The organism is Phenylobacterium sp., assembly GCF_004799395.1.
In the GTDB taxonomy this organism is placed as follows: domain Bacteria; phylum Pseudomonadota; class Alphaproteobacteria; order Caulobacterales; family Caulobacteraceae; genus Phenylobacterium.
Map to the genome: position 1 here is coordinate 1 of NZ_SSMZ01000080.1, position 25361 is coordinate 25361.

Below are 25361 nucleotides of genomic sequence, written 5' to 3' on the forward strand. Positions count from 1 at the left end.
CAGGGCGCGGCGCAAGGTCCCGGCGCCCGGAGAGGCGCCGGCCAGGACCATGGCGGCGAACTCGTCCTCGCCGATGCGCGCCAGGATGGCTTCGGCGGGGAAGGCTGCGGCCAGGCGCGAGCCCAGGGCGGCCAGCACCAGGTCGGCGCGCTCGTGGCCCAGAGCCTCGTTCAGGCGGCGCAGGCGGTCGAGGTCGGCGACGATCACCTCATAGTGGCCGGGCATCGCCAGCTGCTCGCGGGCGCGGATGACGAAGCTGCGGCGGTCCAGAAGGCCGGTGAGCATGTCCTGGTCGGAGGCCGCGAAGCGGGTCTCAGGGGCGACGACGCCAGCGGCGCGCACGCCCTCTTCCAGCCAGACGCCGCGCCAGATGGAGATGCCCGCGCCGCGCATCCGCAGGCGCACCGCGACCTCGGTTCCTGGCTCCTGCACGCGCAGGATGTCTTCGGCATAGGCGCGGTCTTGCGGCAGGGTCAGCGCGCGCAGAGCGGCGGAGGAGCAGTCGGGAGCCAGCGGGCCGAGGCCGAGCGCGCGGGTCGAGCCGGTCAGCCGCATGCGGTCGCGCTCGGGCTCCCAGACCCAAAGCGCGACGTCGGCCGCACCCAACGCTTCCAGCGTCGAGGTGGCGTCCCACATCCAACGGTCGCTCGGCATCGCCAAAGAAAGATTCGCCCCGCCAACTTGAGGCCGCCGGGTGGCGGGCCTGAACCCAGATTGTAGAGCCTTATGGTTTCCGAAAGGCTCTCAAGACCGCCTGTTTCAGGCGTCCGGGATCAGACCGACACGCCCTCGTCCGGACCGTCTGGCCGCTTGAAAGGCGAGACAAGGCCGAACAGCACATGATCACGCCAGACGCCGTTAATTTTGAGATAAGCCTTAGCGAATCCCTCCTCGTCGAAACCGGCCCGGGCCAGCAGGCGCCGTGAGGGGGCGTTCTCCGGGATGCAGGCCGCTTCCAGGCGGTGGAGGCCCAGGCTGCGGAAGGCGAAGTCGCTGAGCGCGCGGACGGCGGCCAGGGTGTGGCCGTGGCGGGCGAAGGGCCGGCCGCACCAGTAGCCGACCGAGCCCATCTGGGCGACGCCGCGGCGCACGTTGGAAAGCGTGATGCCTCCGGTCAGCACGCCATCGTCGCGGCGGAACACGAAGAACGGGTAGGAGGCCCCGGCCTCGCGGTCGCGGGCGTAGGCGATCAGCCGGCGACGGTAGGCGGCCCGGCCCAGGTCATCGGCCGGCCAGGTCGGCTCCCACGGCTGCAGGAACGCGCGGCTCACGGCTCTGAGTTCGCGCCACTCGGCGTAGTCGGCGGCCCGTGGCGGCCGCAGGCTGATCCCCTCGCCGTCGACGCGAAGTCCGCTCTCCGGCGCGATCCAGTCCAGCAGGGCCATGGGCGGGGAAAGTCGCGCAATTGGCGCTGAGCCGCAAGGCGCGGTCATGATAGACTAGTTTACATTACAGACTAGTTGATCTATGAGGTCGCCAACGCCGCGGCCCCGGGCCGCCTGCTCGCCATGGAAGGAAATTCGATGAGCACCGCCAATGGATCGGACCGCCTGCACGGGCTCGACGCGGTCCGGGGCTACGCCTTGATGCTGGGCATCGTCTATCACGCCACCATGTCGTTCCTGCCGGGACCGCAATTCTGGCCGGTCATCGACACCCACCGCAGCCTGTTTCTCTCCGGCGTCTTCTTCGTCAGCCACATGTTCCGGATGACGACCTTCTTCCTGATCGCTGGCTTCTTTGGCCACATGGCCGTGGAGAAGCGGGGCGTGGCGGCTTTCGTGAAGGACCGCACCAAGCGCATCGCGCTTCCTCTGGTGGTCGGCTGGCCGATCCTGTTCGCCGCCATCGTCGGCGCCAGCATCTATGGGGCTTACGTCGCCTCGGGCCACATGCCGACGATGCAGGAACACGCCGCGGCCGTCGCGCACGCGCCCACGCCGCCGCCGTTGGCCTTCCCTTTGACCCACCTATGGTTCCTCTATCTGCTGCTCTGGCTCTACGCCGCGACACTGGGCCTGCGCGCCCTGGTGTTGCGCTTCGACGCCCAGGGACGGATCCGGGCCTCAGCGGACGCGGTGGTGGCGAGCGTGGTGGAAAGCCCGCTGGCGCCGCTGGCGCTCGGCGTCCCGACGATGCTGGTCTTCCTGTTTGGCGGCCCGTGGCGGCAGTGGTTCGGCGTGCAGACGCCGGACTCCTCGCTGATACCGAACGCCGAGGCCGCCGTCGCCTATTTCACCGCTTTCGGTTTCGGCTGGCTGCTGCACCGCCAGGGCGGGCTCCTGAACATCCTGAGCCGACGCTGGCCGCTGTATCTGGCTTTGGCCCTGGGGCTCACCGGCGCCTGCCTGGCGACCGCCGGCGTCGCGCCGCTGCTCACCCTCGCCAAGCCCGGCTGGCCCACCGCCGCCTACGCCGCCTGCTACGCCGTCGCCACCTGGAGCTGGACCTTCGCGATGATCGGCCTGGCGCTCAAGCACCTCTCCAACGAGAGCCCGATGCGGCGCTACATCGCCGACTCGTCGTATTGGCTCTATCTGATCCACCTGCCGATCGTGATGGTTCTGCAGGCAATGGTGGCCAGGCTCGACGCGCCGGCGGAGGTGAAGATCCTGATTGTCCTGGGCGTCGCCTTCCCGCTGATGTTCGCGAGCTACCAGCTGATGGTGCGCCGGACCTTCATAGGCGCCATTCTGAACGGGCGGCGCGCTGCCCCCAAGAGCCAAAAAGCGTCGCGCAAGTCCGCACGCCTGCCCGCCCATCCGGAGCCCGCCGAATGAACGTCGATGACGCCCGCGACGACCTCGCCTTCATCCGAGCCCTGATTGCGCCCGAGGACCACTGGCAGCGGCAGTTCGGCAAGCTCTATGCTGCGGCCGGGGCCTGCTACTCGGTCCAGATGCTGCTGCACATCGGCCAGTTCGCGGGGATCACGCCGAAGGAAGGCCTCGGCGCCCAGGCCATCGGCTGGGGCCCGTCGGTGGTGTTCCTGGCGATCCTCATCTGGGTGATCCGCCGAGACGGCCCCCGGCGCGAAGGACTGACGTCGCGGGCCGTGGGCGCGGTGTTCGCCGCGGTCGGCCTGACCAACCTGGCGCTCTGCCTCACCATCGGCTCGGTGGCGCTCCGGCTGCACAGCCTGACGCTATGGCTGATCTACCCTTGCGTGGTGATGATCCTGCAGGGGCTGGCCTGGCTGGTGGCTTTCATGCTGCGGCGCCGAGGCTGGCTGGGCGTCGTGGCCCTGGGCTGGTTCGCGGTGGGGGTCGCCATGGCGTTCTTCATCGACAACATGGTGGGCTTTGTCGCCGCCGCGACCGTGGGCGTCGTCTGCTTCATGCTGATCCCCGGCCTCTATCTCGCGCGCCAGGCCGGCCAGGACGCCTGACTTGGCCCAGCCCAGCTACGACATCGGCAAGATCGACGACGTCATCCACGGACGCCTGCGCCTGGGCGTCATGGCCTATCTGGCCAATGCCGAAGTCGCCGATTTCAACGAGCTGAAGGCTGTGCTGGACGTCACCCAGGGCAACCTGTCGGTCCAGCTGCGCAAGCTGGAGGACGCGGCCTATGTGACCATCGAGAAGGGCTACCTCGGGCGTAAACCCCGCACCCAGGTCCGGATCACGCCCCAGGGCCGCAAGGCCTTCGCCGCCTATCTCGAGGCCCTCGGCCGGGTGATCGGGCCGCAGACCTAGGCCTTCCTTTCCCGCGCAGTGGGAGAGGGGAAATTACCCGAACAGCGCCTGTTCGAACGCCGGGGCGGCCTTCAACGAGGCCTTGGGGCCCAGGATGGCGACGGCGGCCTTCTTCGGCGCAAGGATGCGCTCGGTGAGCCTGACCAGGTCGGCGGGCGTGACCGCGTCCACTTGGGCGGCGATCTCGGCGGGCTCAAGCGTGCGGCCGAACAGCAGGACCTGACCGGCGGCCTGCTCCGCGCGAGCCAGCGCCCCCTCGCGGCCCATGAACATGGCGCCCTTCAGCTGGGCCTTGGCGCGGGCCAGTTCGGCCTCGGGCGCGGGCTTCAGCATGCCGGCGATCTCGCCGGCGGCGACCTTGGCCAGCTCGACCGCATCCTTGGCCGCGCAGCCGGCGAAGACGCCCAGCACGCCGACGTCGGCGTAGGTCTCCGAATAGGCGTCGATGGCGTAGGCCAGGCCGCGGTTCTCGCGCGCCTCCTGGAACAGCCGCGAGGCCATGCCGCCGCCGAGGATCTCGGCCAGCAGGCGAAGCGCGAAATAGGCCTCGTCGGCGACGCTGACGGCGGGCAGCAGCAGGACCAGGTTGGCCTGTTCCAGCGGCTTGGCCACGGCGCGCTGGCCGCCGGTGAAGGCCGCGGGCCCGAGCAATGGGGGGGCTACGCCATCGTCGGCGGTGTGGCCGAAGTCGCGCTCGGCCAGGCGCAGAAGATCGTCCTCGTCCACGGCCCCGGCGGCGCTGACCACCAGCGTCTTCGGCGAATAGAGGTGGCTGCGCCAGGCGCCCAGCGTCTGCGGCGTCGTGGTCCCGATCGACTGCGGCGTGCCCAGGATCGGTCGGCCCAGCGGCTGGCCGTCGAAGGCCGCGGTCTGGGCCAGTTCGAAGACCAGGTCGTCGGGGGCGTCGGCGGCCTCGGCGATCTCCTGGCCCACCACCTGCTTCTCGCGGTTCAGATCGCCCGCGTCCATGGTGGGCCGCTGGACGAGGTCGGACAGGACGGACGACCCGAGATCGAGGCCGCCGGCCAGGGCGCGGACCTGGAAGCTGGTGCGCTCATAGCCGGTGGCGGCGTTGATGTTGCCGCCCTCGGCCTCGATCACCTCGACGACCTCGCGGGCCGATCGACCGCCGGCGCCCTTGAACACCATGTGCTCGAGGAGGTGCGACCAGCCGGAGCGCGCCTCGTCCTCCGCCCGGGCGCCACGGCCCGCGACGACGGACAGCGCGACCGTCTGCAGGCCCGCCATCGGGTCGCAGACCACGCGGACGCCGTTGGAGAGCGTATGAGCCTTGGGAGCGATGACCCTAACCTTCCGAGAAGGCGCGGACGTAGGCCTTGATGGTGTCGGCCTCCGCCGGCAGGCGGTCGAAGCGTTCGGGGCGCCCGGCCAGATCGGCCGCGCCGCGCGGCAGGGCCGGCGTGACGCCACAGGCCTTGGCCACCGCTTCCGGGAACTTGGCCGGATGGGCCGTGGACATGACCACCACCGGCCCCTTCAGGCCCTTGGCGCGGCTGAGCGCCGAGAGCGCCACGGCGGTATGCGGGTCGACCAGCTGACCGGTCTCGTTCAGCGTCGAGACCATGGCGCGGGCGGTGTCGTCCTCGCTGGCGCTGGCCCCGCGGAACAGCTCGCGCATGGCCGCATAGGCCTTGGGCGGCACATCGATGGCGCCGGCCTCGGCGAAGGCGGTGAAGGCGCGGGCGGTGTCGGTGGCTTCCCGATCGACGCCCTCGAAATAGAGTCGCTCGAAGTTGGAGGCCGACTGGATGTCCATGGCCGGCGACATGGTCGGATGCACCTTGCCGCGAACATAGCGGCCGGTCTCGAAGGTCTGCGCCAGGATGTCGTTGGCGTTGGTGGCGACCAGGATCCTCTCCACCGGCAGGCCCATGCGGTGGGCGACATAGCCGGCGAAGGCGTCGCCGAAGTTGCCCGAGGGCACGGCGAAGCTGATCTTCCTCTGTGGCGCGCCGAGGGCCGCCGCCGTGGTGAAGTAGTAGACCGCTTGGGCTGCGATGCGGGCGAAGTTGATCGAGTTGACGCCCGACAGGTCCACGGCCTGGCGCAGGCTCTCGTCCTGGAAGGCGGCCTTCACGATGGCCTGGCAGTCGTCGAACGAGCCCCTCACCGCCACGCAGGCGACGTTGGATTCCGTGGCCGTGGTCATGAAGCGGCGCTGCACCTCGCTGATGCGGCCTTCCGGGAAGAGCGCGACCACCTTGACGTTCTTGCGGCCGCGGAAGGCCTCGACCGCCGCGCCGCCGGTGTCGCCGGAGGTCGCGCAGAGGATGGTCTGGGTGCGCCCCTGCCCGCCCAGCAAATGGTCGTAGAGCCGGGCCAGGATCTGCATGGCCACGTCCTTGAAGGCGAGGCTCGGACCGTGGAACAGCTCGGCCAGGAAGACCTCGGGCGCGAGTTGCACCAGCGGCACGACCGCCGAGTGGGTGAACGTCGAATAGGCCTCGTGGCACATTTCGCGCAGATCGGCCGCGGCGATCTCGCCGTCGGCGAAGGCCCCGATCACCTTGGCGGCGACTTCCGCGTAGGGCTTGCCCGCGAAGCCGGCGATCTCGGTGGCGCTGAACTTCGGCCAGGTCTGCGGCACATAGAGGCCGCCGTCCGGCGCGAGCCCGCCCAGGACCGCGTCGACAAAGCCCACGTGGGGCGCACTGCCCCGGGTGGAGACGTAGCGCATCAACCTCTCATTCGCTTGAAGACCGCGGCGCCATAGACGCCGGCCAGGGCGCCGGCAAGGCCGAACCAGGTGAGCGCGTATTCCAGGTGCCGGTTGGGGATGTCCACCGGGAAGGGCGCGGGGATCAGCCCCTTGAAGTCCGGGTTGGTCGAGGTCTCCGCCATCAGGAACAAGGGCGCGACCGGCTGGTCTGCGCCCAGCGCGGCTGCCATCTTCCTGGCGTCGTGAAGATACCACTTGGTCGGCGTGGCGGGCGGGGTGGTGAAGTTGCCGCGTTCTCCGGGGCGCAGGACGCCGGTCACCTCGACGGGATCGAGGATCGTCGGATCGGGCAGCGGCCGCGCCGTCACCGTGTCGGGGATGAAGCCGCGGTCCACCAGGATGGAGCGGTAGACCCCGCTCACCACCGGGCAGGCCGAGATCAGGCGGGCGCCGATCTGGCCCTCGCGCAGGCTATAGAGCTCCAGCGCCTTGGCCCGCGCCAAGCCCGGGCAGGTGACCTTCACGCGGACGAACTCCTCGTTGTGGCCCAGCGCCAAGGCGTCCAGCACCGGCGCGAGCGGCACGGCCGGAGCGGCCTCGGCGTGGGCGATGCCGGCCAGCAGGGCCTCTTTCCATTTCAGCCGCTGCAGCTGCCAGACGCCAAGTCCGATGAGGATCGCAAACGCGATGACCGTGGCGAGGGTCAGGCCGACGGGAAAGCCCTTCGCCGCGGGCCTGGCGGCCCGCGGCTCGATCTGCGGCTCCCAGGCGCTAGCCATGGCGCGATTGCGAGGCCTTGTTCTTGAACTGCGCGGCCAGCATCAGGCCCTTCATGGGTCTGAGCAGCACCAGCACGATGACCAGGGTCATCGGCAGCCAGATCAGCAGGGTGAGCCAGACCGGCGTCCTGAACGCCACCATGGTGAAGAGCGCCCCGAAGGCGACGATCAGGCCGGCGATCAGGATCACGAAGACGGCCGGGCCGTCGCCGCTGTCGGCCGCGGCCAAGTCGAATCCGCAGGCCTCGCAAAGCGGCGAGACCTTCAGGAAGCCCTCGAACAAGTGACCCTCTCCGCAGTTGGGGCAGCGTCCGGCTGCGCCCGACAGCAGAGGATCAGGCTTGCTCATCCAGGCGATCCGACGTGCGTCCCAAAGATCACGTAGATGAAGGCGAACAGGAACAGCCAGACCACGTCGACGAAGTGCCAGTACCAGGCGGCCGCCTCGAAGCCGAAGTGCTTCTGAGGCGTGAAGCCGCCGGCCAGCAACCGCGCCAGGCAGACGGTCAGGAAGATCGTCCCGATCAGCACGTGGAAGCCGTGGAAGCCGGTGGCCATGAAGAACGACGAGCCATAGAGGCCGGAGTTGGCCTGGCCCTCGCCACCGAAGAAGTACTTGTGTTCGAGGATGTGGTTGTACTCGTAGGCCTGGATCGAGGTGAACAGCACCCCCAGGCAGATGGTCAGGAAGAGGCCGATCTTCGCGCCCTTGCGGTCGCCGGTCTGCAGCGCGTGGTGCGCCCAGGTGACCGTCGTGCCCGAGAGCAGCAGGGTCAGCGTATTGACCAGAGGCAACTGGAACGCCGGCACGGTCTCGACGCCCTTCGGCGGCCAAGTGGCCCAGGCGGCGCGCACGTCGTCGATGGAGGAGGCGGCGCGCACATGATGGAACAGCGCCATCTCGAAGAAGATCCAGAACCACGCGACGAAGAACATCACCTCCGAGGCGATGAACAGGATCATCCCGTAGCGCAGGCCAATGGAGACCACGGGGGTGTGATCGCCCTCGTTGGCCTCGATCACCACGTCGCGCCACCAGACGATCATCGTGAACAGCACGCCGGCCAGGCCGGCGAAGAACAGCCAGGAGGTGTGCGCCGGAAGGCCGAACAGGCCCTTCATCCAGGCGACGCCGCCCATCGCCATCGCCACCGCCGAGATCGAGCCGATCAGCGGCCAGGGCGACGGATTGACCAGGTGGTAGTCGTGCTTCACGCCTGCGGCCATCGGTGGTCCTAGTCCCTCACAAATCCCGCGGCCCGAGGCGCGCAGACTCAGGCCCGCGCGGATAGACCGGTTCGCGTCACGCTATAGCCCTGCCGCGCGGGGTCCGCCAAGGGGAAACGGGCGCTCCATCCGCCGGCTTCGCCGGGGATCACGCCGGTTGGCGTCCTTCGGGTGTGGAGACGTGCTCGGCGAGGAGCCGCTTGACCATCGCCAGGCACTGATCCGGGGCGGGGGCCAGCAGCAGATGGCCGCAGTTCGCGACCCGCGCGAACTCGGCCTTGCCGGGATAGGCGGTCGCCAGGACGAAGCTGTCGACCTCGTCCCAGATGTTGGTCGCCAGGCCATGCATCTGCCGGCGCGGCGCGCTATTCGGTGGCCCGGGCGGGGCTTTCGCCTGCCTTCGCCCCGGCCGCCGGCTTCACATCCGTGGCGGGGAAGAAGGTGTAGGACAGGGTGATGATCTTGCCGCCCTTGGTCTCGAAGTCCGAGGCGTATTTCGGATCGACGAAATAGAGCACCGGCATCTCCACCGTGGCGCCGGCCGCCACCGTCTGGTCGGAGAAACAGAAGCAGGAGAGTTTGCGGAAATAGACCCCGGCCTGGTCGGGGGCGACGTTGAACACCGCCCGCGCGGTCACCGGATGGTCGGCGTGGTTGGTGACCTTGAAGATCGCGACCTTGGTCTCTCCGATCTTCACCGTCTGCGAACTCTGCTCCGGCGAGAAATCCCAGGGCAGGCCGCGGACGTTGGTGTCGAAATGGATCTCCAGCGCCTGGTCCAGCACCTGGCCCGGCGCGGTCTCGGCCTTGCGGATGGTGCCGCCGTAGCCGGTCGCCTGGCAGAAGGCGCGATAGAAGGGGATAGCCGCATAGGCCGCGCCGACCATGCCCACGAAGACGACGCCGCAGATCGCGGCCACGCGGCCGTTGCGGCTCATCCGGCGGCGCTTGGGCGCAGGCTCAGAAGGGCTGGCGTGCGACACTGGCGCCGAGCTTCACGATGGTGACCACGAAGACCAGGACGACGAAGATCGCCAGCCCCAGGGCCAGTGCGATGTTGCGACCGCGCCTCGCACGGGCCTCGGCGTCGGATTCGCGGGCAGGGTCGCTCATAGCAGCAGGTCCAGGGGCTTCACGCCCATCAGATGCTCGCCCAGCAGGGTCGCGAACAGCAGGGTCAGGTATAGGATGGAGAAGGCGAACAGGTTGCGCGCGTCCTTGGCGCCGGCCTTGACGTCGTAAAGACCGTCATCCTTGCGCTGCGCCTGGGCGTCGCCAGCGCGGCTGCGGAACAGGCGCACGGCCAGGAGCAGGAAAACCAGGCCGCCGAGGGCCGCCACCGCCAGATAGACCGGCCCGCCAAGGCCGGTGAGCACCGGGGTCAGGCAGAGCGGCGTGAAGAGCAGGCTGTAGATCAGGATCTGCTTGCGGGTCGACTTGGCGCCGGCCACCAGAGGCATCATCGGCACGCCGGCCTTCTTGTAGTCCTCGCTGGTGTAGAGGCTCAGCGCCCAGAAATGCGGCGGCGTCCACATGAAGATGATGGCGCAGAGGATCCAGGCGTTGAGCGGCACGGTCCCGGTCGCCGCGGCCCAGCCGATCACCGGCGGCAGCGCGCCGGCCAGCCCGCCGATGACGATATTCTGCGCCGTCCAGCGCTTCAGCCAGACGGTGTAGACGACCGCATAGAAGAAGATCGTGAAGGCCAGCAGGCCTGCCGCCAGCCAGTTCAGCGCCATGCCCATCAGCATGACCGAGAACATCGACAGCACCACGCCCAGGGCCAGCGCGTCGGCGCCCTGCACTCGGCCCGCCGGCACCGGGCGGCCGCGGGTGCGCCGCATCTTGGCGTCGATGTCGGCGTCGTACCACATGTTGAGCGCGCCCGACGCCCCGGCCCCGACCGCGATACAGAGGATCGCCACGCCGGCCAGGAACGGGTGCACGGGCTGGCCGGCGCAGACCAGGCCGGTGAGGCCGGTGAACACCACCAGCGACATCACGCGCGGCTTCAGGAGCTGCAGGAAGTCCTGCCAGCGGGCGGGCGCCCGCACGGCGGGCGTCTTGGCGGCAGTGGAGAGGGCCTCGGACATGGCCATCGGACATTACTCTTAAAATGGTCGAGGGGCGCGAACCTTGCGATGCGCGCCCCTCGGATGGTGTTGGGTGGGAAGCTTGGCCCTAGTGGCTGTCGGCCGTGACCACCGGCAGTTCGTTGAACTGGTGGAACGGCGGCGGCGAGGGCAGCGTCCATTCCAGCGTCGTGGCGCCTTCGCCCCAGGGGTTGGCCTCGGCCTTGCGGCGGAAGACCATGGCGTCGATCAGGACGACCAGGAAGACGCCGACGCCCACCAGGGTGATCGCGTAGCCGATCGAGGACACCTTGTTCCAGAAGGCGAAGCCCTCCGGATAGTCCACGTAGCGGCGCGGCATGCCTTGCAGGCCCAGGAAGTGCTGCGGGAAGAAGATCACGTTCACGCCGATGAAGGTGATCCAGAAGTGCAGCGCGCCCAGCCACTCGCGGTACTTCACGCCCCACATCTTCTCGAACCAGTAGTAGAAGCCGGCGAAGATCGCGAACACCGCACCCAGGCTCAGCACGTAGTGGAAGTGCGCCACCACGTAGTAGGTGTCCTGGAATTGGTAGTCGACGCCGGCGTTGGCCAGGACGACGCCGGTGACGCCGCCCAGAGTGAACAGGAAGATGAAGCCGATCGCCCAGAGCATGGGCGTCTTGAAGTCGATCGACCCGCCCCACATCGTGGCGATCCAGCTGAACACCTTCACGCCCGTGGGCACGGCGATGACCATGGTGGCCGCCACGAAGTAGGCGGTCAGGTTCACGTTCATGCCCGTGGTGAACATGTGGTGCGCCCACACCAGGAAGCCGATGAAGCCGATGGCGACCATGGCGTAGGCCATGGCGAGGTAGCCGAAGACCGGCTTGCGGCTGAAGGTCGACACGATGTGGCTGATCATGCCGAAGCCCGGCAGGATCAGGATGTAGACCTCGGGGTGACCGAAGAACCAGAACAGGTGCTGGTACATGACGGGGTCGCCGCCGCCGGCCGCATCGAAGAAGTGGGTGTGGAAGTTGCGGTCGGTGAGCAGCATGGTGATCGCGCCGGCCAGGACGGGCAGCGAGAGCAGCAGCAGGAACACCGTCACCAGGATCGACCACACGAACAGCGGCATGCGGTGGAGCGTCATGCCCGGCGCACGCATGTTGAAGATGGTGGTGATGAAGTTGATGGCGCCGAGGATGGAGCTGGCGCCGGCCAGGTGGATCGAGAGAATCACGCAGTCCATCGCCGGCCCTGTGTGACCCGAGGTCGACAGGGGCGCGTACATGGTCCAGCCGCCGCCGAAGCCCCGGCCCGGCCCGCCGTCCACGAACATGGATGTGCAGAGCATGATCCACGAGGCGACCAGCAGCCAGAACGAGATGTTGTTCATCCGCGGGAACGCCATGTCCGGCGCGCCGATCATCAGCGGCACGAACCAGTTGCCGAACCCGCCGATCATCGCCGGCATGACCATGAAGAAGATCATGATCAGGGCGTGGGCGGTGACCACCACGTTGTAGCCGTGCTTGGATCCCTCGATCAGGCCGATCTGGGCGATCCAGCTGTGCGGCTGGAAGATCTGAATGCCAGGCTCATAGAGCTCCCAGCGGATCAGGCCCGACAAGGCGCCGCCCACCAGGCCCGCCATGATGGCGAACAGGATGTAGAGCGTGCCGATGTCCTTGTGGTTGGTGGAGAACAGCCAGCGGGTGATGAAGCCCGGCTTGTGGTCGTGACTGTCGTGCCCGTGAGCGTTTGGGCTGTCGTCGTGAGCGTGGGAGCCGTAGGCCATCTTACGCGGATCCTCGGATCAATTCTTAACCGGCGCCAGGGGCGCAGGCTTGGTGGAAGGCGCGGGGGCCGCCGGATTGACCTGGGCGGTCGGCACGGCGGGAGCGGGAGCCGTCGCCGACGCCGGCGTGGCGGCGGCGCCGGCGCCGGCGGCCGGGGCGGCCGGCGGAGCGGCCGCGGCGGGTGGGGCCGAACCGATGGGCACGCCCTTCTTCGACAGAACCCAGGCGTCGAAATCGGCCTGGCTGACCACGTGCACCTCAATGGGCATGAAGGCGTGGTCGACGCCGCAGAGCTCGCGGCAGGAGCCGTAGTAGGTGCCGATCCGGTCGACCTTGAACCAGGTCGAGTTCAGCCGCCCGGGCACCGCGTCCATGATCACCCCGAAGGCCGGCACGGCCCAGGCGTGGATCACGTCGGCGCCGGTGGTCAGGATCTGGACGGTCTGGTTGACCGGCACCACGAGGGGCTCGGTCGCCGCGAGCTTGTAGGGCTTGCCGGCCGCCTTGGCCTTGTCCTCGGGCAGGATGTTGGCGATGAACTCCGGCATCTTCTGGTCGGGATATTCGTAGCCCCAGTACCACTGATAGCCCGTGGCCTTCACGGTCATGTAGGGCTTGGGCATGTCGTGATATTCGAAGAGCAGCTTGAACGAGAAGACCGCGATGATCACCAGGATCAGCACGGGCACCAGCGTCCAGATCACCTCCAGCGGAGTGTTGTGGCTCCACTTGGCCGGCACCGGATTGGCCCGCTTGTTGTAGCGGATGATGATCCACAGCAGCAGCCCCAGCACGACCAGGGTGATGACCGTGATGATCGGGAACAGGATGTAGTTGTGGAAGAAGATGGCGTCATGCTTCAGGGGAGTGACCCCCGGCTGCATCATCACCGAGCCGTTCGTGGGCTGGCCGATCAGATCGTCCGCCAGCGCAGAAGCGCCCCAGAACGCCGTTAAAGCGCCTGTCGCGATCCCCGCCGCCAGCGCCCGCATTCCCTGAAACCTAGACTGCATGTCCCCTCGGTCTGACTTGTCGGCTGCACCGCGCGAATCTGGCGATCCGGTCGACTGTACAGAACGGCGCGCGCGGACGCTCGCGCGCCGGCTTAGCCCTTCATCGCGGGTGCATACGCGCATCGCTTGGGCTTGCCAAGGCGCGAGCGCACGCCCATGGGCCGGCCATCCGTGACGTAAGCGCGCGAAGGCGCAGGCCGCCCGCTTTTCAGCCGTTTCAACGACTCGTGTTCGAAAGCCCCCCATGCCGCTGAAGCCCCCGACCCATCTCCATCCGGACGAGGAGGCGGCGATCCGCAAAGCGTTCGATTCGCTGGTGAACCTGGAGCCCGCGGAGCTGAAGGCCTGGCTGGCGAAGCCGGAGAGCCTCAAGGTCGGCGTGATCCGCCGCGGCGAGACGGAATCGGTGGGCCGCCAGTCGGCGCGCAGGATCTTGGAGATCCGGGCCACGCCGGTCGCCGACCTGACCGACGCCGACTACCGCCATATGAGGAAAGTGATCGGCTACTGCCGCCGACATCTGGCGCAACGCCCATGGGGAGACGTGACCCAGACCCGCTGGCGCTGGAGCCTGATGAACTGGGGCCACGATCCCCTGCGCGGCCGGTGCGGAGAGGTCTGACGGGGGCAAAAATGTGCAGTGTCGCGGACCGGAGTTCCGCGGCATGCTGCAGCATGATGGGGACGACGGGCGCGGGTTCGAGGGCGTGGGGGCGCAGCGCCGCGGCGGTGTTGGCGACAGGAATCCTGGTCCTGGCCGGCGTCGCCGCGGCGCGACCGCGCCCGCCCGGCGGTGATCTGGAAGGTTTGTGGACCAACGTCACGGTCACGCCGATCGAGCGTCCAGCCGCCTTCGACGGCCCCACCACCACCGAAGCGAGGGCGAAGGCCTACGAGGCTTCCAACCCGCAGGCGTTCGGCGCCGCCGACATCGACGCGGTCGGCGGGCGGCAATCCGAATGGTGGGAGTACGGCGGCCCGATGATCCGCGTGGACGGCAAGATCCACACTGCCATGGTGGTCGAGCCGGCGGACGGCAAACTGCCCTACACCGCCGCCGGGCGCACCCAGATGGAGAGCAGCCTGAAGAGCCGTATTGCAGGGTTAGATAACCCCGAGGATCGCCCCAGCACCGAGCGCTGCCTGATGGGCGGCTCGAGCTCCTCCAGCGTGCCGATGATGCCGCACTGGGACAACAGCCTCTATCAGATCGTCCAGACCCGCGACTTCGTGACGATCCGCATGGAGTCCGGGCGGGACCCGCGGATCATCCGCCTGAACGCCGCGGCCCATCTGCCGCCGGCGATCCGCCCCTGGGCCGGCGATTCCATCGCCCACTGGGAAGGCCGCAGCCTGGTTGTCGAGACCACCAACCTGAACCCCGGCGAGGCGTTCAAATCGCCGCAGCCGCTCTATATCTCCAAGGATGCGAAGGTGACCGAACGGTTCACCCGGGTTTCGGCCGGCGAGATCGTCTACGACTTCGCGGTGGACGACCCAGCGATCTATAGCCGGCCCTGGCGCGGGCAGCTCATCTTCCACGCCGCCAAAGGACCGCTGTTCGAGTTCGCCTGCCATGAGGGGAACTACTCTCTGCCCGGCGTCCTGGCCGGCGCTCGCCACGACGAGGCGGCGGTAAAATAGAACTCCGCTCATCCCGGCGAACGCCGGGATGAGCGGCATGGAAAATAGCCGCGCCGCCAAATCGCTCGAAATCCTTACCTTGCGCTAACCGCGGCGGGCAATTTTCACGCCTCGGCCGCGACCCCAAACGCGCCGACGTACTTGAGTACCGAGTATCCCCCGGCGCGCGCCCCCTCTCGCGCCGGGGTGATGCCGGTCCGTCCCAAGCCGTCACATCGAGATCTGCGCCCGCGACGCCGAAGCCGGGTGACGTGGACCGCCCGGCTCCCTATCTTTGCCGCATGAACGCCCATTCCCCCGCTCCTTCGATCCTCGAGTCCGCCGGCGTCGACCCCCAGCGCGCCGAAGCCATCCTCGGCGACGCGCTGAAAGGCGCCGACGACGGGGAGCTGTTCGTTGAACGCTCCGAAAGCGAGAGCTTCCTGTTCGACGACGGGCGGCTGAAGTCGGCGGCCTATGACGCCACCGAGGGCTTTGGCCTGCGGGTCGTGGCCGGCGAGACGGCGGGCTACGCCCACGCCAGCGAGATCTCCGAAGGCGCCATAGGCCGCGCCGCCGATTCGGCCCGGCTCGCCAAGCGAGGCTATTCGGGCGCCGCCGCCGAGGCGCCGCGCGCCACCAACGCCAAGCTCTATGGCGAGGACGATCCGCTCGCCTCCCCGGATTTCTCCGACAAGGTCTCCCTTCTGCAGGAGATCGACGCCTGGGCCCGCGCCCGCGACCCGCGGGTGGTGCAGGTGATGGCCTCCCTGGCCGGCGAACGGCGCACAATCGAGATCCTGCGGGCTGATGGCCGCCTCCTGCGCGACGTGCGGCCGCTGGCCCGCATCAACGTCCAGCTCACAGTGGAGCGCGACGGCAAGCGCGAGAGCGGCTACTCCGGCGCCGGCGGCCGCGCTGGTTTCGAGGCCTGGATCACGCCCGACCGCTGGCAGGAACAGGTGGACGAGGCGCTGCGCCAGGCGCTGGTCAATCTCGACGCCATCCCTTGCCCGGCGGGCGAGATGGACGTGGTCCTGGGCCCGGGCTGGAACGGCGTGCTGCTGCACGAGGCGGTGGGCCACGGCCTGGAGGGCGACTTCAACCGCAAGGGCACCTCGGCCTTCTCCGGCCGGATCGGCGAGCGAGTCGCCGCGCCCGGCGTCACCGTCTTCGACGACGGGGCGATCCAGGGCCGCCGGGGCTCGCTGACCATCGACGACGAAGGCACGCCCACCGGCCGCACGGTGCTGATCGAGGACGGTATCCTGGTCGGCTACATGCACGACCGGATGAGCGCGCGGCTGATGGGCCTGGAAGCCACCGGCAACGGCCGCCGGCAATCCTACGCCCACCTGCCGATGCCCAGGATGACCAACACCGGCATGATGGGTGGCGACACGCCGCGCGAGGAGATGATCGCCTCGACCAAGCGGGGACTCTACTGCGCCAATTTCGGCGGCGGCCAGGTGGACATCACCAACGGCAAGTTCGTCTTCCAGTGCACCGAGGCCTATCTGATCGAGGACGGCAAGGTCACCGCCCCGGTGAAGGGCGCGACCCTGATCGGAGACGGGCCGTCGGCGCTGACGCGCGTCACCATGATCGGCGACGACTTCTGCTTCGACAACGGCGTCGGCGTCTGCGGCAAGGCGGGCCAAAGCGTGCCCGTCGGGGTCGGCCAGCCGTCGATGAAGCTCACCGGCCTGACGGTAGGCGGCACCAGCCTGTAGCGAGCCGCGCGGGCGCCGGCGCTAGCCTTTGAGCCGGCGCTGCGCGCTTCTGAGGAGAGGCGTCCGCCGAGACGAACGGATGCATTCTGTCCGCGAATTAATCCACCTTACAGCCATTTAATTGGCGCCGCGGCGGCGGCGCAGGTCAGGTCCCCACGTTCTTGGGGAGCCTGTTCCGGATGTTGCTTTTCATTCTTGCCCAGGCGGCCGCGGCGGCGGTCGTGCCGGCGCAAGCCCCCGGTCCGGCGGTCGCCCAGACGGCCGCCCCGGCCCAGCCGGCGATCGTCAGCTACGCCCCGGACTTCTTCAAAAGCATCAGCCCCAACACTGCGCTGGACATGGTCAACGCCCTGCCGGGCTTCGCGCTCGACACCGGCTCCGGCGTGCGCGGCTATGAAGGCGCGGCGGGCAATGTGCTGATCGACGGCCAGCGCCCGGCGACCAAGACCGAAGGCGTCGATTCGGTGCTGCAGCGGATGCTGGCCACACACGTGTCGCGCATCGACGTGATCCGCGGCGGCGCGCCCGGCATCGACATGCAGGGCAAGACGGTGATCGCCAATGTGATCACCAAGCAGGAGATCGGCGCGCGCGGCATCTTCCACTACGCCGACCAGCACGTCAGCGACGGCCGCCGGTTCGGCACCCTGCGGATCGAGGGCTCCGGCAAGGTCGGCGATCGCACCTGGGAGGGTGGTGTCACCGTGAGCGGTTTCATCGACGACGGCTTCGGCGACGGCCCGCGGACCGTCACCAACGGCGACGGAACACCGAACGGCGCGGCGCATATCCACAGCCAGGGCTGGGGAACCCAGTCGATCGTCACCGGCGCCACCGAGGCGCCGCTGGCCGGCGGCAGCCTGCGGATCAACGGCCGGATCGGCAGCCAAGCCTACGACACCGCAGAACTCGATACCTTTAGCTTCCCCAACACCCACACCGAGCACGACCACCAGGACGATAACTATCTGCAAAGCGAGATCGGCGCCCGCTACACCCACGGCTTCGGAGCCCGCACCACGACCGAGTTCGTCGTCCTGAGGCAGGACAAGCACGAACTCTACGCCGACGCCTTCGACACCCCGACCGACGCCCAGGAGTTCCGCCAGGACACGACGACGTCGGAGACCATCCTGCGCGGCGTCGTGAAGTTCCAGCAGAACCCGAGCCTCTCCTGGGAGGCCGGCGCCGAGGGCGCCTACAACACGCTGGAAAACCACATCCTGTTCTCGGACAACGCGGTGTTCACGACCCTGCCGGCCGCCGATGTCGAGGTCGACGAGAAGCGCGGCGAGACGTTCGGCAAGGCGGTCTGGCGGCCGTTCTCGACACTGACCGTCGAGGGCGCGGTGCGCGAGGAGGGCTCGAACATCGCCTCAAGCGGCGACGTGAACCTGTCGAAGACCCTCTACTACACCAAGCCGCGGCTGGCGGTGACCTGGGCGCCGGACGCCGACAACCAGTTCCGCTTTCGCTACGAGCGCGAGGTGGGGCAGCTGGATTTCGGCGCCTTCGTGGCCTCCACGACGCTCACCGCCGGCGTCGTCACCGCAGGCAACCCGAACCTCGTCCCGCAGCAGGACTGGGCCAGCGAGATCGCCTATGAGCGACGCTTCTGGGGCGGCGGCGGCCTGGTGCTCACCGCGCGCCACCTGGAGATCACCGACGTCGTCGACCGCGCGCCGCTCCGCGCACCGGACGGCACGTTCTTCGATGCGCCCGCCAACATCGGCGCCGGCAGCGAGAACGACTTCCTGGCGACCCTGACCGTGCCGCTGGACAAGCTGGGCTTGAAGGGCGCGGTGATCCGCGGCGACTACACCCGCCGGGTGTCGGAGGTGACCGACCCCACGACCCACGAGCGCCGCCCGATCAGCAACCAGCACCCCTCCGACTGGGACGCCCACTACTCGCAGACCATCGGCAAGGTGATCTACGGCGTCGACCTCTACGGCGGCTGGCAGCAGCGCAACTACCGCTTCAACCAGATCGAGATTGACAAGCTGCAGACCTATGTGACGCCCTACGCGGAGTGGAAGCCCAATCCCAAGCTGACCTGGCGGGTGGAGCTCGACAACGTCACCGCCCGAGGCTTCAAGCACACGTTCGAGAATTGGGACGGTCCCCGCAACCTCGTCCCCCTGGACACCGTCGACCTGCGCAGCGTCCACCCCGGCCGGGTGATCTACATCCGCCTGCGCAAGACCTTCGGGGACTGACGCCTACTTCGTGTCGCTCGCGCCGTGGGCCCACCGCTTCAGCCAGGGCGACAGGACGATCATCAGGACGCCAGCGCCCAGGCCCCAGAGGCCGATCATCGCGAAGACGTGGCTGTAGGTGGCCAGCGCCTTGCCGGCGTCGAGCACCTGGCCGCCGATGGTGTCGGAGGCGGTGAGTTGGGCGATCTTGGCGGCCACGAACTGGGCACCGGCGGTGCCCAGGAACCAGGTCGCCATCAGGGTCGAGATCAGGAGCGGCGGGGCCAGCTTGGTCATTTGCGACAGGCCCACCGGGGAGACGCACATCTCGCCCGTCGTCTGCATCAGATAGGCCGCGGCGAGGAAGATCAGCGGGCTCTTGAAGTCCGCGCCTGCGAACTGCGCCCCGAAGATCAGCACGTAGTAGCTGGCCCCGATCATCAGGAGGCCGACGCCGAACTTCGCCACCGGGTTCGGATCTCGGCCCAACCGGCCGAGGAAGGTCCAGAGCGCGGCCATCACCGGCGCCAGGACCAGGATCCAGCCCGACTGGAAGGACTGCGCCTGGGCGGGCTTCATGGACTGGTCGCCGTAGAGGTGCAGGTTGACGTTGCGCTCGGCGAAGAGGTTCAGCGACGAGCCTCCCTGTTCGTAGAGGGCCCAGAACACCACCGAGGCCAGGATCAGCACGATGGCCAGCAACAGGCGTTCGCGCTCGACCTTGTCGGCCCTGGTAGCCATGTACCAGACCAGGTAGCCCAGAACGGCGACGGCGCCGACGCCCAGCAGGACGCTGACGATCGCGAAGCTCTGCACCACCACCCAGATCGCCGCGACGCCAAGCAGGGCGCCCAGATAGATCAGCCACTCGGTGTTCAACGGCCCCGCTACCGGCTTGGCCAGCGCTACAGGGTCGGCCGGCTCGCCCTTGCCGTCGAGCATCGGCTTGCCCAGCACGAAGACGATCCAGCCCAGGGCCATGCCGACGCCGGCGGCGCCGAAGCCCGCCCACCAGCCGATCGTCTGGCCCAGCCAGCCGCAGGTGATCGAGGCAAGGAACGAGCCCAGGTTGATGCCGTAATAGTAGAGGGTGAACCCGGGATCGCGGCGCGGGTCGCCCTGGCTGTAAAGCTCGCCGACAATGGCCGAGATGTTCGCCTTCAGGAATCCGACGCCCATGATGATCAGGGCGAGCGCGAGGAAGAGGATGTTCTTGAAGAGCGGCGACTGACGGGCGACCGAGATCTGGTAGTCGCCCTTGGGCATGTGCGACGGAAGGGGCGCGGTGGCCGGCAGGCCCTTGATGTTCAGGCCGCCGTCGGCGGCGGCGGAATAGGCGTAAGGCGTTCCGCCGACCAGCAGCCGCACTTCGCGGGTGTCGGCCCGACCGGTGACCTGGAAGTTGTAGGCCGCCCCGTGGGTGGTCAGCACCTGGGTCGCAGGCTCGCCCTCCAGCGCCATGGTGAAGTGTCCGGCCACCAGCAGCAGGGCCCCGAAGGCCACCGCCTTGCGGGCGCCCAGGAACCGGTCGGCGAGGAACCCCCCGATCACCGGCAGCAGATAGACCAGCGAGGTGTAGGCTCCGTAGGAGCCGGCCGCGGTCGTGTCGTCGAACAGGAAGTGCTGGGTCAGGTAGTAGATCAGCAGACCGCGCATGCCGTAGTAGGAGAACCGCTCCCACATCTCGGCGAAGAACAGGATCCGCAGGCCCCTGGGATGCTGGCGAAGCTGCAGGACGACCGGAATGGCCGTGACCGCCGCGATGACGATCCCGGCCACGATGACGATGTCCATGTGACGGCTCTGGCCTCTTCTTAGCGGAGGCGCGCCGCCCCCGAGGCGCGCGCCGTCATGATTGCGCCGCAGAAAATCACCTAGACCCCCTGAGCACAAGCTGGCCCGGTCCCCATCTAGGGTCACCGTCCGCGCGGAGCCTGGGCCAGCGCTCCTGCGTTACGAACCGCTGAAGGAGACATGCCATGAAGACGCCCGGCCCCGACCACCCGATCACCCTGGAGCCCGGCGCCACGCGCTGGCGCGCCCAGTTCGCCGGCCATGTGATCGCCGACAGCGCCGAGGCGCTGATCCTGCGCGAGTCCACCTATCCGCCGGTGGTCTACTTCCCCCGCGTGGACGTGGAGATGGGCTTCATGAGCCGGACCGACCGCGGCACGCACTGCCCCTACAAGGGTGACGCCAGCTATTTCACCGTGCTGATGGACGGCCAGTTCGCCGAGAACGCGGTCTGGACCTACGAGCAGCCCTTCCCGGCCATGGAGGCCATCGAGGGCCGGCTCGCCTTCTACACCGACAAGATCGAGGTCTATGAGGTCGCCAACGCGGCGGCGAAGCCGGAACAACCCGCCCCTCCCAAGCCCAAACCGGACGAGGACTTCGCCATCACCGTCGACGACGTGGTGCAGCACACCGACTCCGGCTCCGGGAACTCGCAGAGGGAGCATTGGGCGGCGAACGTCTCGACACCGGCCAGCACCGACGACGGCGGATTGCGCTAGCCTTCCCCTCCCCTCCCCGCCCCGGGAAGGGACGGCTCAGTAGGCGAAGTTCTCGAAGACCTTGCTGGCGTCGCCGGCCCAGGGGCCGTTGTAGAGCTCAAGCAGGCGCTCGGCCTGGGTGATCCCGCTGTCGGCGATCTCGTCGAGTTGGCTGAGGTAGTTGCTCTCGTCCACCATGCCGCCGGAGAGGCGGTTGCGGCGCCGCAGGCCGTCGCGGGCGATGGCCAGCATGTCCTTGGCCACGTCCTGCACCGAGCGGCCGGCGATCTGCGCCTTCAATCCGATCCGCGCGACGTCGGCGCGCAAACGCTCATGGTCCTCGATCTTCCAGGCCTTGCAGAGGTCCCAGGCGGCGGCGAGCGCGGCGGAATCGTAGAAGATCCCCATCCACAGCGCCGGCAGCGCACACAACGCACTCCAGGGGCCGGAGTCCGCGCCGCGCATCTCCAGGTACTGCTTGAGGCGCACTTCTGGGAAGATGGTGGTGGTGTGGTCGGCCCAGTCCTTGATTGAGGGCTTCTCACCTGGCAGTTCGGCCAGCTTGCCGTCCATGAAGTCGCGGAACGAGCGGCCGGCCAGGTCGATGTAGCGGTCGCCGCGCTTGGCGAAATACATCGGCACGTCGAGCGCGTACTTCGCATAGGTCTCGAAACCGAAGCCGTCCTGGAAGACGAAGTCCAGCATGCCGGTGCGGTCGGGGTCGGTGTCGGTCCAAACATTGGCGCGGGCCGAGACGAATCCGGAAGGCTTGCCCTCGATGAACGGCGAATTGGCGAAGAGCGCGGTGCAGATCGGCTGCAGCGCAAGGCTGGTCCGGAACTTCGCCACCATGTCGGCTTCCGAGCCGAAGTCGAGATTAGCCTGCACAGTGCAGGTGCGGAACATCATGTCCAGGCCGAGCCCGCCGACCTTGGGCATATACTCGCGCATGATCTTGTAACGGCCCTTTGGCATCACCGGCACCTGGTCGCGCCGCCAGATCGGCGTGAAGCCGAGGCCCAGGAACCCGATGCCGAGCTCGTCGGCCACGACCTTCACCTCGGCCAGGTGCTGGCCGGTCTCCTCGCAGATGTCGTGGATGGTCTCCAGCGGCGCGCCGGAGAGTTCGAACTGGCCGCCGGGCTCCAGGCTGACATTGGCCTTGCCGCGCTCCAGCGCGATGACGTGGCCCGCCTCCATCACTGGGGTCCAGCCGAAGCGGGTCATCCCGTCCAGCAGCGCTTTGATGCCGTTCGGCTCATAGGGAACCGGTTCGTGCGTCCCCAGGCGGAAGACGAACTTCTCGTGCTCGGCGCCGACGCGCCACTGGTCCTTGGGCTTCGAACCCTTATCGAACCAGGCGACCAGGTCTTCGAACGTCAGGGGACGGTCGTCCGTGGCGGTCTCGGCCATGCGTTTCCTTCCCCATCCCAACCGGGACCGCGTTCACGCGGCGCTGCTCTTTACGTTGAGGGGATAGGTGGGCGCAATCGGGCGAAGCTCAAGGGGCGCCCTTTGGAGTCCAGTCGCCGAGCGCCGCCTGCCAGAGTGTCAGCGCGCTGATCGCGGCGGTGTCGGCGCGCAGGATGCGGGGCCCGAGGGAGGCTGGCGCGGCGCAGGGGAGCGCGCGGAGCCGGTCGCGCTCGGCGGGCGAGAAGCCGCCTTCCGGGCCGATCAGGATCGCCCAGGGGCCGGCCGACTGGTCCTTGAGCGCCTCGAGGACCGGCTTGGCGTCGCCGGCCTCGTCGCAGAATAGCAGCTTGCGACCCTCCTCCCAGCCGTCGATCAGCTTACCGAGTTTCACCGGCTCAAACACCTCGGGCACATCCAGCCGGCCGGTCTGTTCGGCGGCTTCGGTGGCGATGGCGGTCAGTCGCTCGACGCGGGCGCGGTCGGCGTTGGTGCGTTCGGTTAGCACCAACCGCACCCTGCGCGCGCCGAGTTCGGCGGCCTTCTCGACAATGGTCTCCACCCGCCCGCGCTTCACCACGGCCACGATCAGGTCGAGGTCCGGCCCGGTCGCCTGGAGTCGCGTCTGTATCTCCGCCCGCAAGCCGACAGCGCGCTTGGTCACCGCGGTGATGGCGCTCAGCCACTCCCCGTCGCGGCCGTTGAAGAGGGCGACCTCGTCGCCGACGCCCTGGCGCATCACCGAGGCCAGATAGTGGCTCTGGTCGCGGTCGAGCGCCAATTCGGCGCCGGCCTCCAGGTGGTGAGGAATGAACAAACGGATCATCGTCTCGTTCTAGCGCCCAGGGCTTCATCGGGACTAGGGTCAAGGCATGGCGAAAGACGACGACTACACGCGCGAGCTGGAAAGTCTGCAGGCGGCCCTGGTGCGTTTTCAGATCGCGGCCCTCAAGTCCGGGGAGAAGTCCCTGGTGATCTTCGAGGGCCGCGACGCGGCCGGCAAGGACGGGGCGATCAAGCGGATCACCGAGCACCTGTCCGTGCGCAACACCCGCGCCATCGCGCTCCCCAAGCCCACCGAGCGCGAACGCTCGCAATGGTACTTCCAGCGTTACGTGCGCCACCTGCCGGGCGCCGGCGAGTTCGTCCTGTTCAACCGCTCCTGGTACAATCGCGGCGGCGTCGAGCCGGTCATGGGCTTCTGCACGCCGGACGAGCACGAGGCCTTTCTGCGCGACGCGCCGGGCTTCGAGGCCATGCTGGTGGGCTCGGGTCTGAAGGTCATCAAGCTCTGGCTCGACATCAGCCGCGAGGAACAGGCGTCGAGGCTGAAGGCCCGCAGGTCCGACCCCCTGAAGGCGCTGAAGGTCAGCCCGCTTGACGGCGTCGCCCAGGAGAAGTGGGACGCCTACACCGATGCCCGCGACCAGATGCTGAGGCGCACCCATACCCGCGAGGCGCCCTGGATCATCGTGCGCACCGACCACAAGAAGAAGGCCCGGCTGAACACCATGCGCTACCTGTTGAAGGAGCTGGCGCCCAAGTCGATCGCCAAGGGCGTCGACAAGCCCGACCCCAAGGTGGTCTTCGAGTTCGAGACCGAGGCCCTGACCGATGGACGGCTGGACCGCTAGAAGAGGATCGCCATGGAACAGGTTCGTCTGGGCAAAACCGGGCTGAAGGTCTCCCGCCTCTGCCTCGGCTGCATGACCTATGGCTCGCCCAAGTGGCGGAGCTGGGTGCTGGACCAGGAGCAGGCCAAGCCGTTCTTCCAGAGCGCCATCGAGAAGGGGATCACCTTTTTCGACACAGCCAATGTCTACTCCATCGGCGAAAGCGAGGTGGTCACCGGCCACTGGCTGCGCGAATTCGCCAAGCGTGAGGAGATCGTCGTCGCCACCAAGGTCAACGGACCGATGGGCAAGGGGCCGAACGAAAAGGGCCTCAGCCGCAAGTCGATCATGGCCCAGGTCGACGCCAGCCTGACCCGGCTCGGCATGGACTACGTCGACCTCTATCAGATCCACCGCTTCGACTACGAGGTCCCCATCGAGGAGACGCTGGAGGCGCTGAACGACGTCGTGAAGGCCGGCAAGGCCCGCTACATCGGCGCGTCCTCCATGTACGCGTGGCAGTTCGCCCGCATGCTGGCGGCCAGCGAGAAGCACGGCTGGGTGAAATTCGTCTCCATGCAGCCGCAGCTGAACCTGGTCTATCGGGAGGAGGAGCGCGAGATGCTGCCGCTCTGCCGGGCTGAGGGCATTGGGGTCATTCCCTGGTCGCCGCTGGCCCGCGGTTACCTGGCCGGCGGCCGCGCCGCGCCTAAGGAAGGCAACACCGAGCGCGCGCGGACCGACGAGTTCAGCCCCCGCCTCTACTACACCGCGGCCGACGGGCAGGTGGTCGACGCCGTGGGCGAAATCGCCAGGGAACGCGGGCTTTCCAACATGCAGATCGCGCTCGCCTGGGTGCTGCGCCACAAGGCCGTGACCGCCCCGATCATCGGCGCCAGCAAGCTCGGTCACATCGACGAGGCGGTCTCGGCGGTCGGCGTCGAATTGAGCGACGACGAGGTCAAGCGGCTGGAGGCGCCCTACCAACCGAAACCAGTGTTAGACCACGCCTGAATCCCGCTTTGTTCGCTGT

26 protein-coding genes are annotated in these 25361 nt (G+C 68.1%); 10 read left to right on the forward strand and 16 right to left on the reverse strand.

Annotation, left to right across the window (positions count from 1 at the left end; all coding sequences use genetic code 11):
• Positions 1-654, reverse strand: a 654-nt coding sequence (locus tag E8A12_RS05385) for a diguanylate cyclase (RefSeq protein ID WP_293366800.1), incomplete at its 3' end; no start/stop codon positions are given.
• Positions 655-773: 119 nt separating this feature from the next.
• Positions 774-1385 carry a GNAT family protein gene (locus E8A12_RS05390; protein ID WP_293366802.1) on the reverse strand — a complete coding sequence of 204 codons (612 nt, stop codon included), beginning with the start codon at positions 1383-1385 and terminating at the stop codon, positions 774-776.
• A 138-nt stretch (positions 1386-1523) separates the two neighbouring features.
• Here E8A12_RS05390 and E8A12_RS05395 point away from each other — a divergent pair, with 138 nt between their 5' ends.
• From E8A12_RS05395 to E8A12_RS05405, 3 genes are read left to right on the forward strand one after another with little or no spacing between them, the layout of a single operon-like run.
• A complete protein-coding gene (locus tag E8A12_RS05395; protein WP_293366803.1) occupies positions 1524-2780 on the forward strand; it encodes an acyltransferase family protein in 1257 nt (418 codons plus the stop codon).
• A complete protein-coding gene (locus tag E8A12_RS05400; protein ID WP_293366805.1) occupies positions 2777-3388 on the forward strand; it encodes a hypothetical protein in 612 nt (203 codons plus the stop codon). Before E8A12_RS05395 ends, E8A12_RS05400 begins: the two co-directional genes overlap by 4 nt.
• 1 nt (position 3389) lies before the next feature.
• Positions 3390-3698: a transcriptional regulator gene (locus E8A12_RS05405; RefSeq protein WP_293366806.1), complete on the forward strand. Its 309-nt coding sequence runs from the start codon at positions 3390-3392 to the stop codon at positions 3696-3698.
• A gap of 33 nt (positions 3699-3731) precedes the next feature.
• On the opposite strand, the gene E8A12_RS05410 is transcribed toward E8A12_RS05405, so the two are convergent.
• From E8A12_RS05410 to coxB, 11 genes are all read right to left on the reverse strand, one after another.
• Positions 3732-4946, reverse strand: coding sequence for a pitrilysin family protein (locus tag E8A12_RS05410; protein ID WP_293366807.1), 1215 nt, complete (start codon positions 4944-4946; stop codon positions 3732-3734).
• A 58-nt stretch (positions 4947-5004) separates the two neighbouring features.
• A complete protein-coding gene (gene thrC / locus E8A12_RS05415) occupies positions 5005-6396 on the reverse strand; it encodes a threonine synthase (protein ID WP_293366809.1) in 1392 nt (463 codons plus the stop codon).
• On the reverse strand, positions 6396-7157 hold the full coding sequence (locus E8A12_RS05420; protein ID WP_293366811.1) for an SURF1 family cytochrome oxidase biogenesis protein: 762 nt from the start codon (positions 7155-7157) through the stop codon (positions 6396-6398). The genes thrC and E8A12_RS05420 overlap by 1 nt, the downstream gene beginning before the upstream one ends.
• On the reverse strand, positions 7150-7506 hold the full coding sequence (locus E8A12_RS05425) for a DUF983 domain-containing protein (RefSeq protein ID WP_293366813.1): 357 nt from the start codon (positions 7504-7506) through the stop codon (positions 7150-7152). The genes E8A12_RS05420 and E8A12_RS05425 overlap by 8 nt, the downstream gene beginning before the upstream one ends.
• Positions 7503-8384, reverse strand: coding sequence for a cytochrome c oxidase subunit 3 (locus E8A12_RS05430; RefSeq protein WP_293366815.1), 882 nt, complete (start codon positions 8382-8384; stop codon positions 7503-7505). The genes E8A12_RS05425 and E8A12_RS05430 overlap by 4 nt, the downstream gene beginning before the upstream one ends.
• Before the next feature lie 148 nt (positions 8385-8532).
• Positions 8533-8733, reverse strand: coding sequence for a hypothetical protein (locus E8A12_RS05435; RefSeq protein ID WP_293366816.1), 201 nt, complete (start codon positions 8731-8733; stop codon positions 8533-8535).
• 16 nt (positions 8734-8749) lie between these two features.
• Positions 8750-9322: a cytochrome c oxidase assembly protein gene (locus E8A12_RS05440; RefSeq protein WP_293366818.1), complete on the reverse strand. Its 573-nt coding sequence runs from the start codon at positions 9320-9322 to the stop codon at positions 8750-8752.
• A 22-nt stretch (positions 9323-9344) separates the two neighbouring features.
• Complete coding sequence (locus E8A12_RS05445) at positions 9345-9497, reverse strand: hypothetical protein (protein WP_293366819.1); 153 nt, start codon at positions 9495-9497, stop codon at positions 9345-9347.
• Positions 9494-10483 carry a heme o synthase gene (gene cyoE / locus E8A12_RS05450; RefSeq protein WP_293366820.1) on the reverse strand — a complete coding sequence of 330 codons (990 nt, stop codon included), beginning with the start codon at positions 10481-10483 and terminating at the stop codon, positions 9494-9496. Before cyoE ends, E8A12_RS05445 begins: the two co-directional genes overlap by 4 nt.
• 82 nt (positions 10484-10565) lie before the next feature.
• Positions 10566-12242, reverse strand: coding sequence for a cytochrome c oxidase subunit I (gene ctaD / locus E8A12_RS05455; RefSeq protein WP_293366821.1), 1677 nt, complete (start codon positions 12240-12242; stop codon positions 10566-10568).
• Positions 12243-12260: 18 nt separating this feature from the next.
• A complete protein-coding gene (coxB, locus tag E8A12_RS05460) occupies positions 12261-13256 on the reverse strand; it encodes a cytochrome c oxidase subunit II (protein ID WP_293366822.1) in 996 nt (331 codons plus the stop codon).
• Between the two features lie 244 nt (positions 13257-13500).
• Between coxB and E8A12_RS05465 the strand changes: the two genes are divergently transcribed.
• From E8A12_RS05465 to E8A12_RS05480, 4 genes are all read left to right on the forward strand, one after another.
• Positions 13501-13878 carry a DUF3140 domain-containing protein gene (locus tag E8A12_RS05465; protein WP_293366824.1) on the forward strand — a complete coding sequence of 126 codons (378 nt, stop codon included), beginning with the start codon at positions 13501-13503 and terminating at the stop codon, positions 13876-13878.
• A 53-nt stretch (positions 13879-13931) separates the two neighbouring features.
• The gene (locus tag E8A12_RS05470) at positions 13932-14900 is read left to right on the forward strand and encodes a hypothetical protein (protein ID WP_293366825.1); all 969 of its coding nucleotides are present in this window, start codon (positions 13932-13934) and stop codon (positions 14898-14900) included.
• 281 nt (positions 14901-15181) lie between these two features.
• Positions 15182-16612, forward strand: coding sequence for a metalloprotease TldD (gene tldD / locus E8A12_RS05475; protein WP_293366923.1), 1431 nt, complete (start codon positions 15182-15184; stop codon positions 16610-16612).
• Positions 16613-16791: 179 nt separating this feature from the next.
• Entirely contained in the window at positions 16792-18831 is a 2040-nt protein-coding gene (locus E8A12_RS05480) for a TonB-dependent receptor (protein WP_293366827.1), read from the forward strand.
• Between the two features lie 3 nt (positions 18832-18834).
• Here E8A12_RS05480 and E8A12_RS05485 read toward each other — a convergent pair whose 3' ends face one another.
• Positions 18835-20604, reverse strand: coding sequence for an oligopeptide:H+ symporter (locus tag E8A12_RS05485; protein WP_293366828.1), 1770 nt, complete (start codon positions 20602-20604; stop codon positions 18835-18837).
• 185 nt (positions 20605-20789) lie between these two features.
• Between E8A12_RS05485 and E8A12_RS05490 the strand changes: the two genes are divergently transcribed.
• Positions 20790-21326: a DUF427 domain-containing protein gene (locus E8A12_RS05490; RefSeq protein WP_293366830.1), complete on the forward strand. Its 537-nt coding sequence runs from the start codon at positions 20790-20792 to the stop codon at positions 21324-21326.
• A gap of 36 nt (positions 21327-21362) precedes the next feature.
• Here E8A12_RS05490 and E8A12_RS05495 read toward each other — a convergent pair whose 3' ends face one another.
• Together E8A12_RS05495 and E8A12_RS05500 are read right to left on the reverse strand one after the other, a co-directional pair.
• Positions 21363-22718 carry a glutamate--cysteine ligase gene (locus tag E8A12_RS05495; RefSeq protein ID WP_293366831.1) on the reverse strand — a complete coding sequence of 452 codons (1356 nt, stop codon included), beginning with the start codon at positions 22716-22718 and terminating at the stop codon, positions 21363-21365.
• 88 nt (positions 22719-22806) lie between these two features.
• The gene (locus tag E8A12_RS05500) at positions 22807-23541 is read right to left on the reverse strand and encodes a 16S rRNA (uracil(1498)-N(3))-methyltransferase (RefSeq protein WP_293366832.1); all 735 of its coding nucleotides are present in this window, start codon (positions 23539-23541) and stop codon (positions 22807-22809) included.
• Positions 23542-23587: 46 nt separating this feature from the next.
• On the opposite strand from E8A12_RS05500, the gene ppk2 reads away from it, so the two are divergent.
• Both ppk2 and E8A12_RS05510 read left to right on the forward strand, forming a co-directional pair.
• Positions 23588-24349: a polyphosphate kinase 2 gene (gene ppk2, locus E8A12_RS05505; RefSeq protein ID WP_293366834.1), complete on the forward strand. Its 762-nt coding sequence runs from the start codon at positions 23588-23590 to the stop codon at positions 24347-24349.
• 12 nt (positions 24350-24361) lie between these two features.
• Positions 24362-25342 (forward strand): aldo/keto reductase, encoded by a 981-nt coding sequence (locus E8A12_RS05510; protein WP_293366835.1) that lies wholly within the window; start codon positions 24362-24364, stop codon positions 25340-25342.
• The last annotated feature ends 19 nt before the right edge of the window (positions 25343-25361 follow it).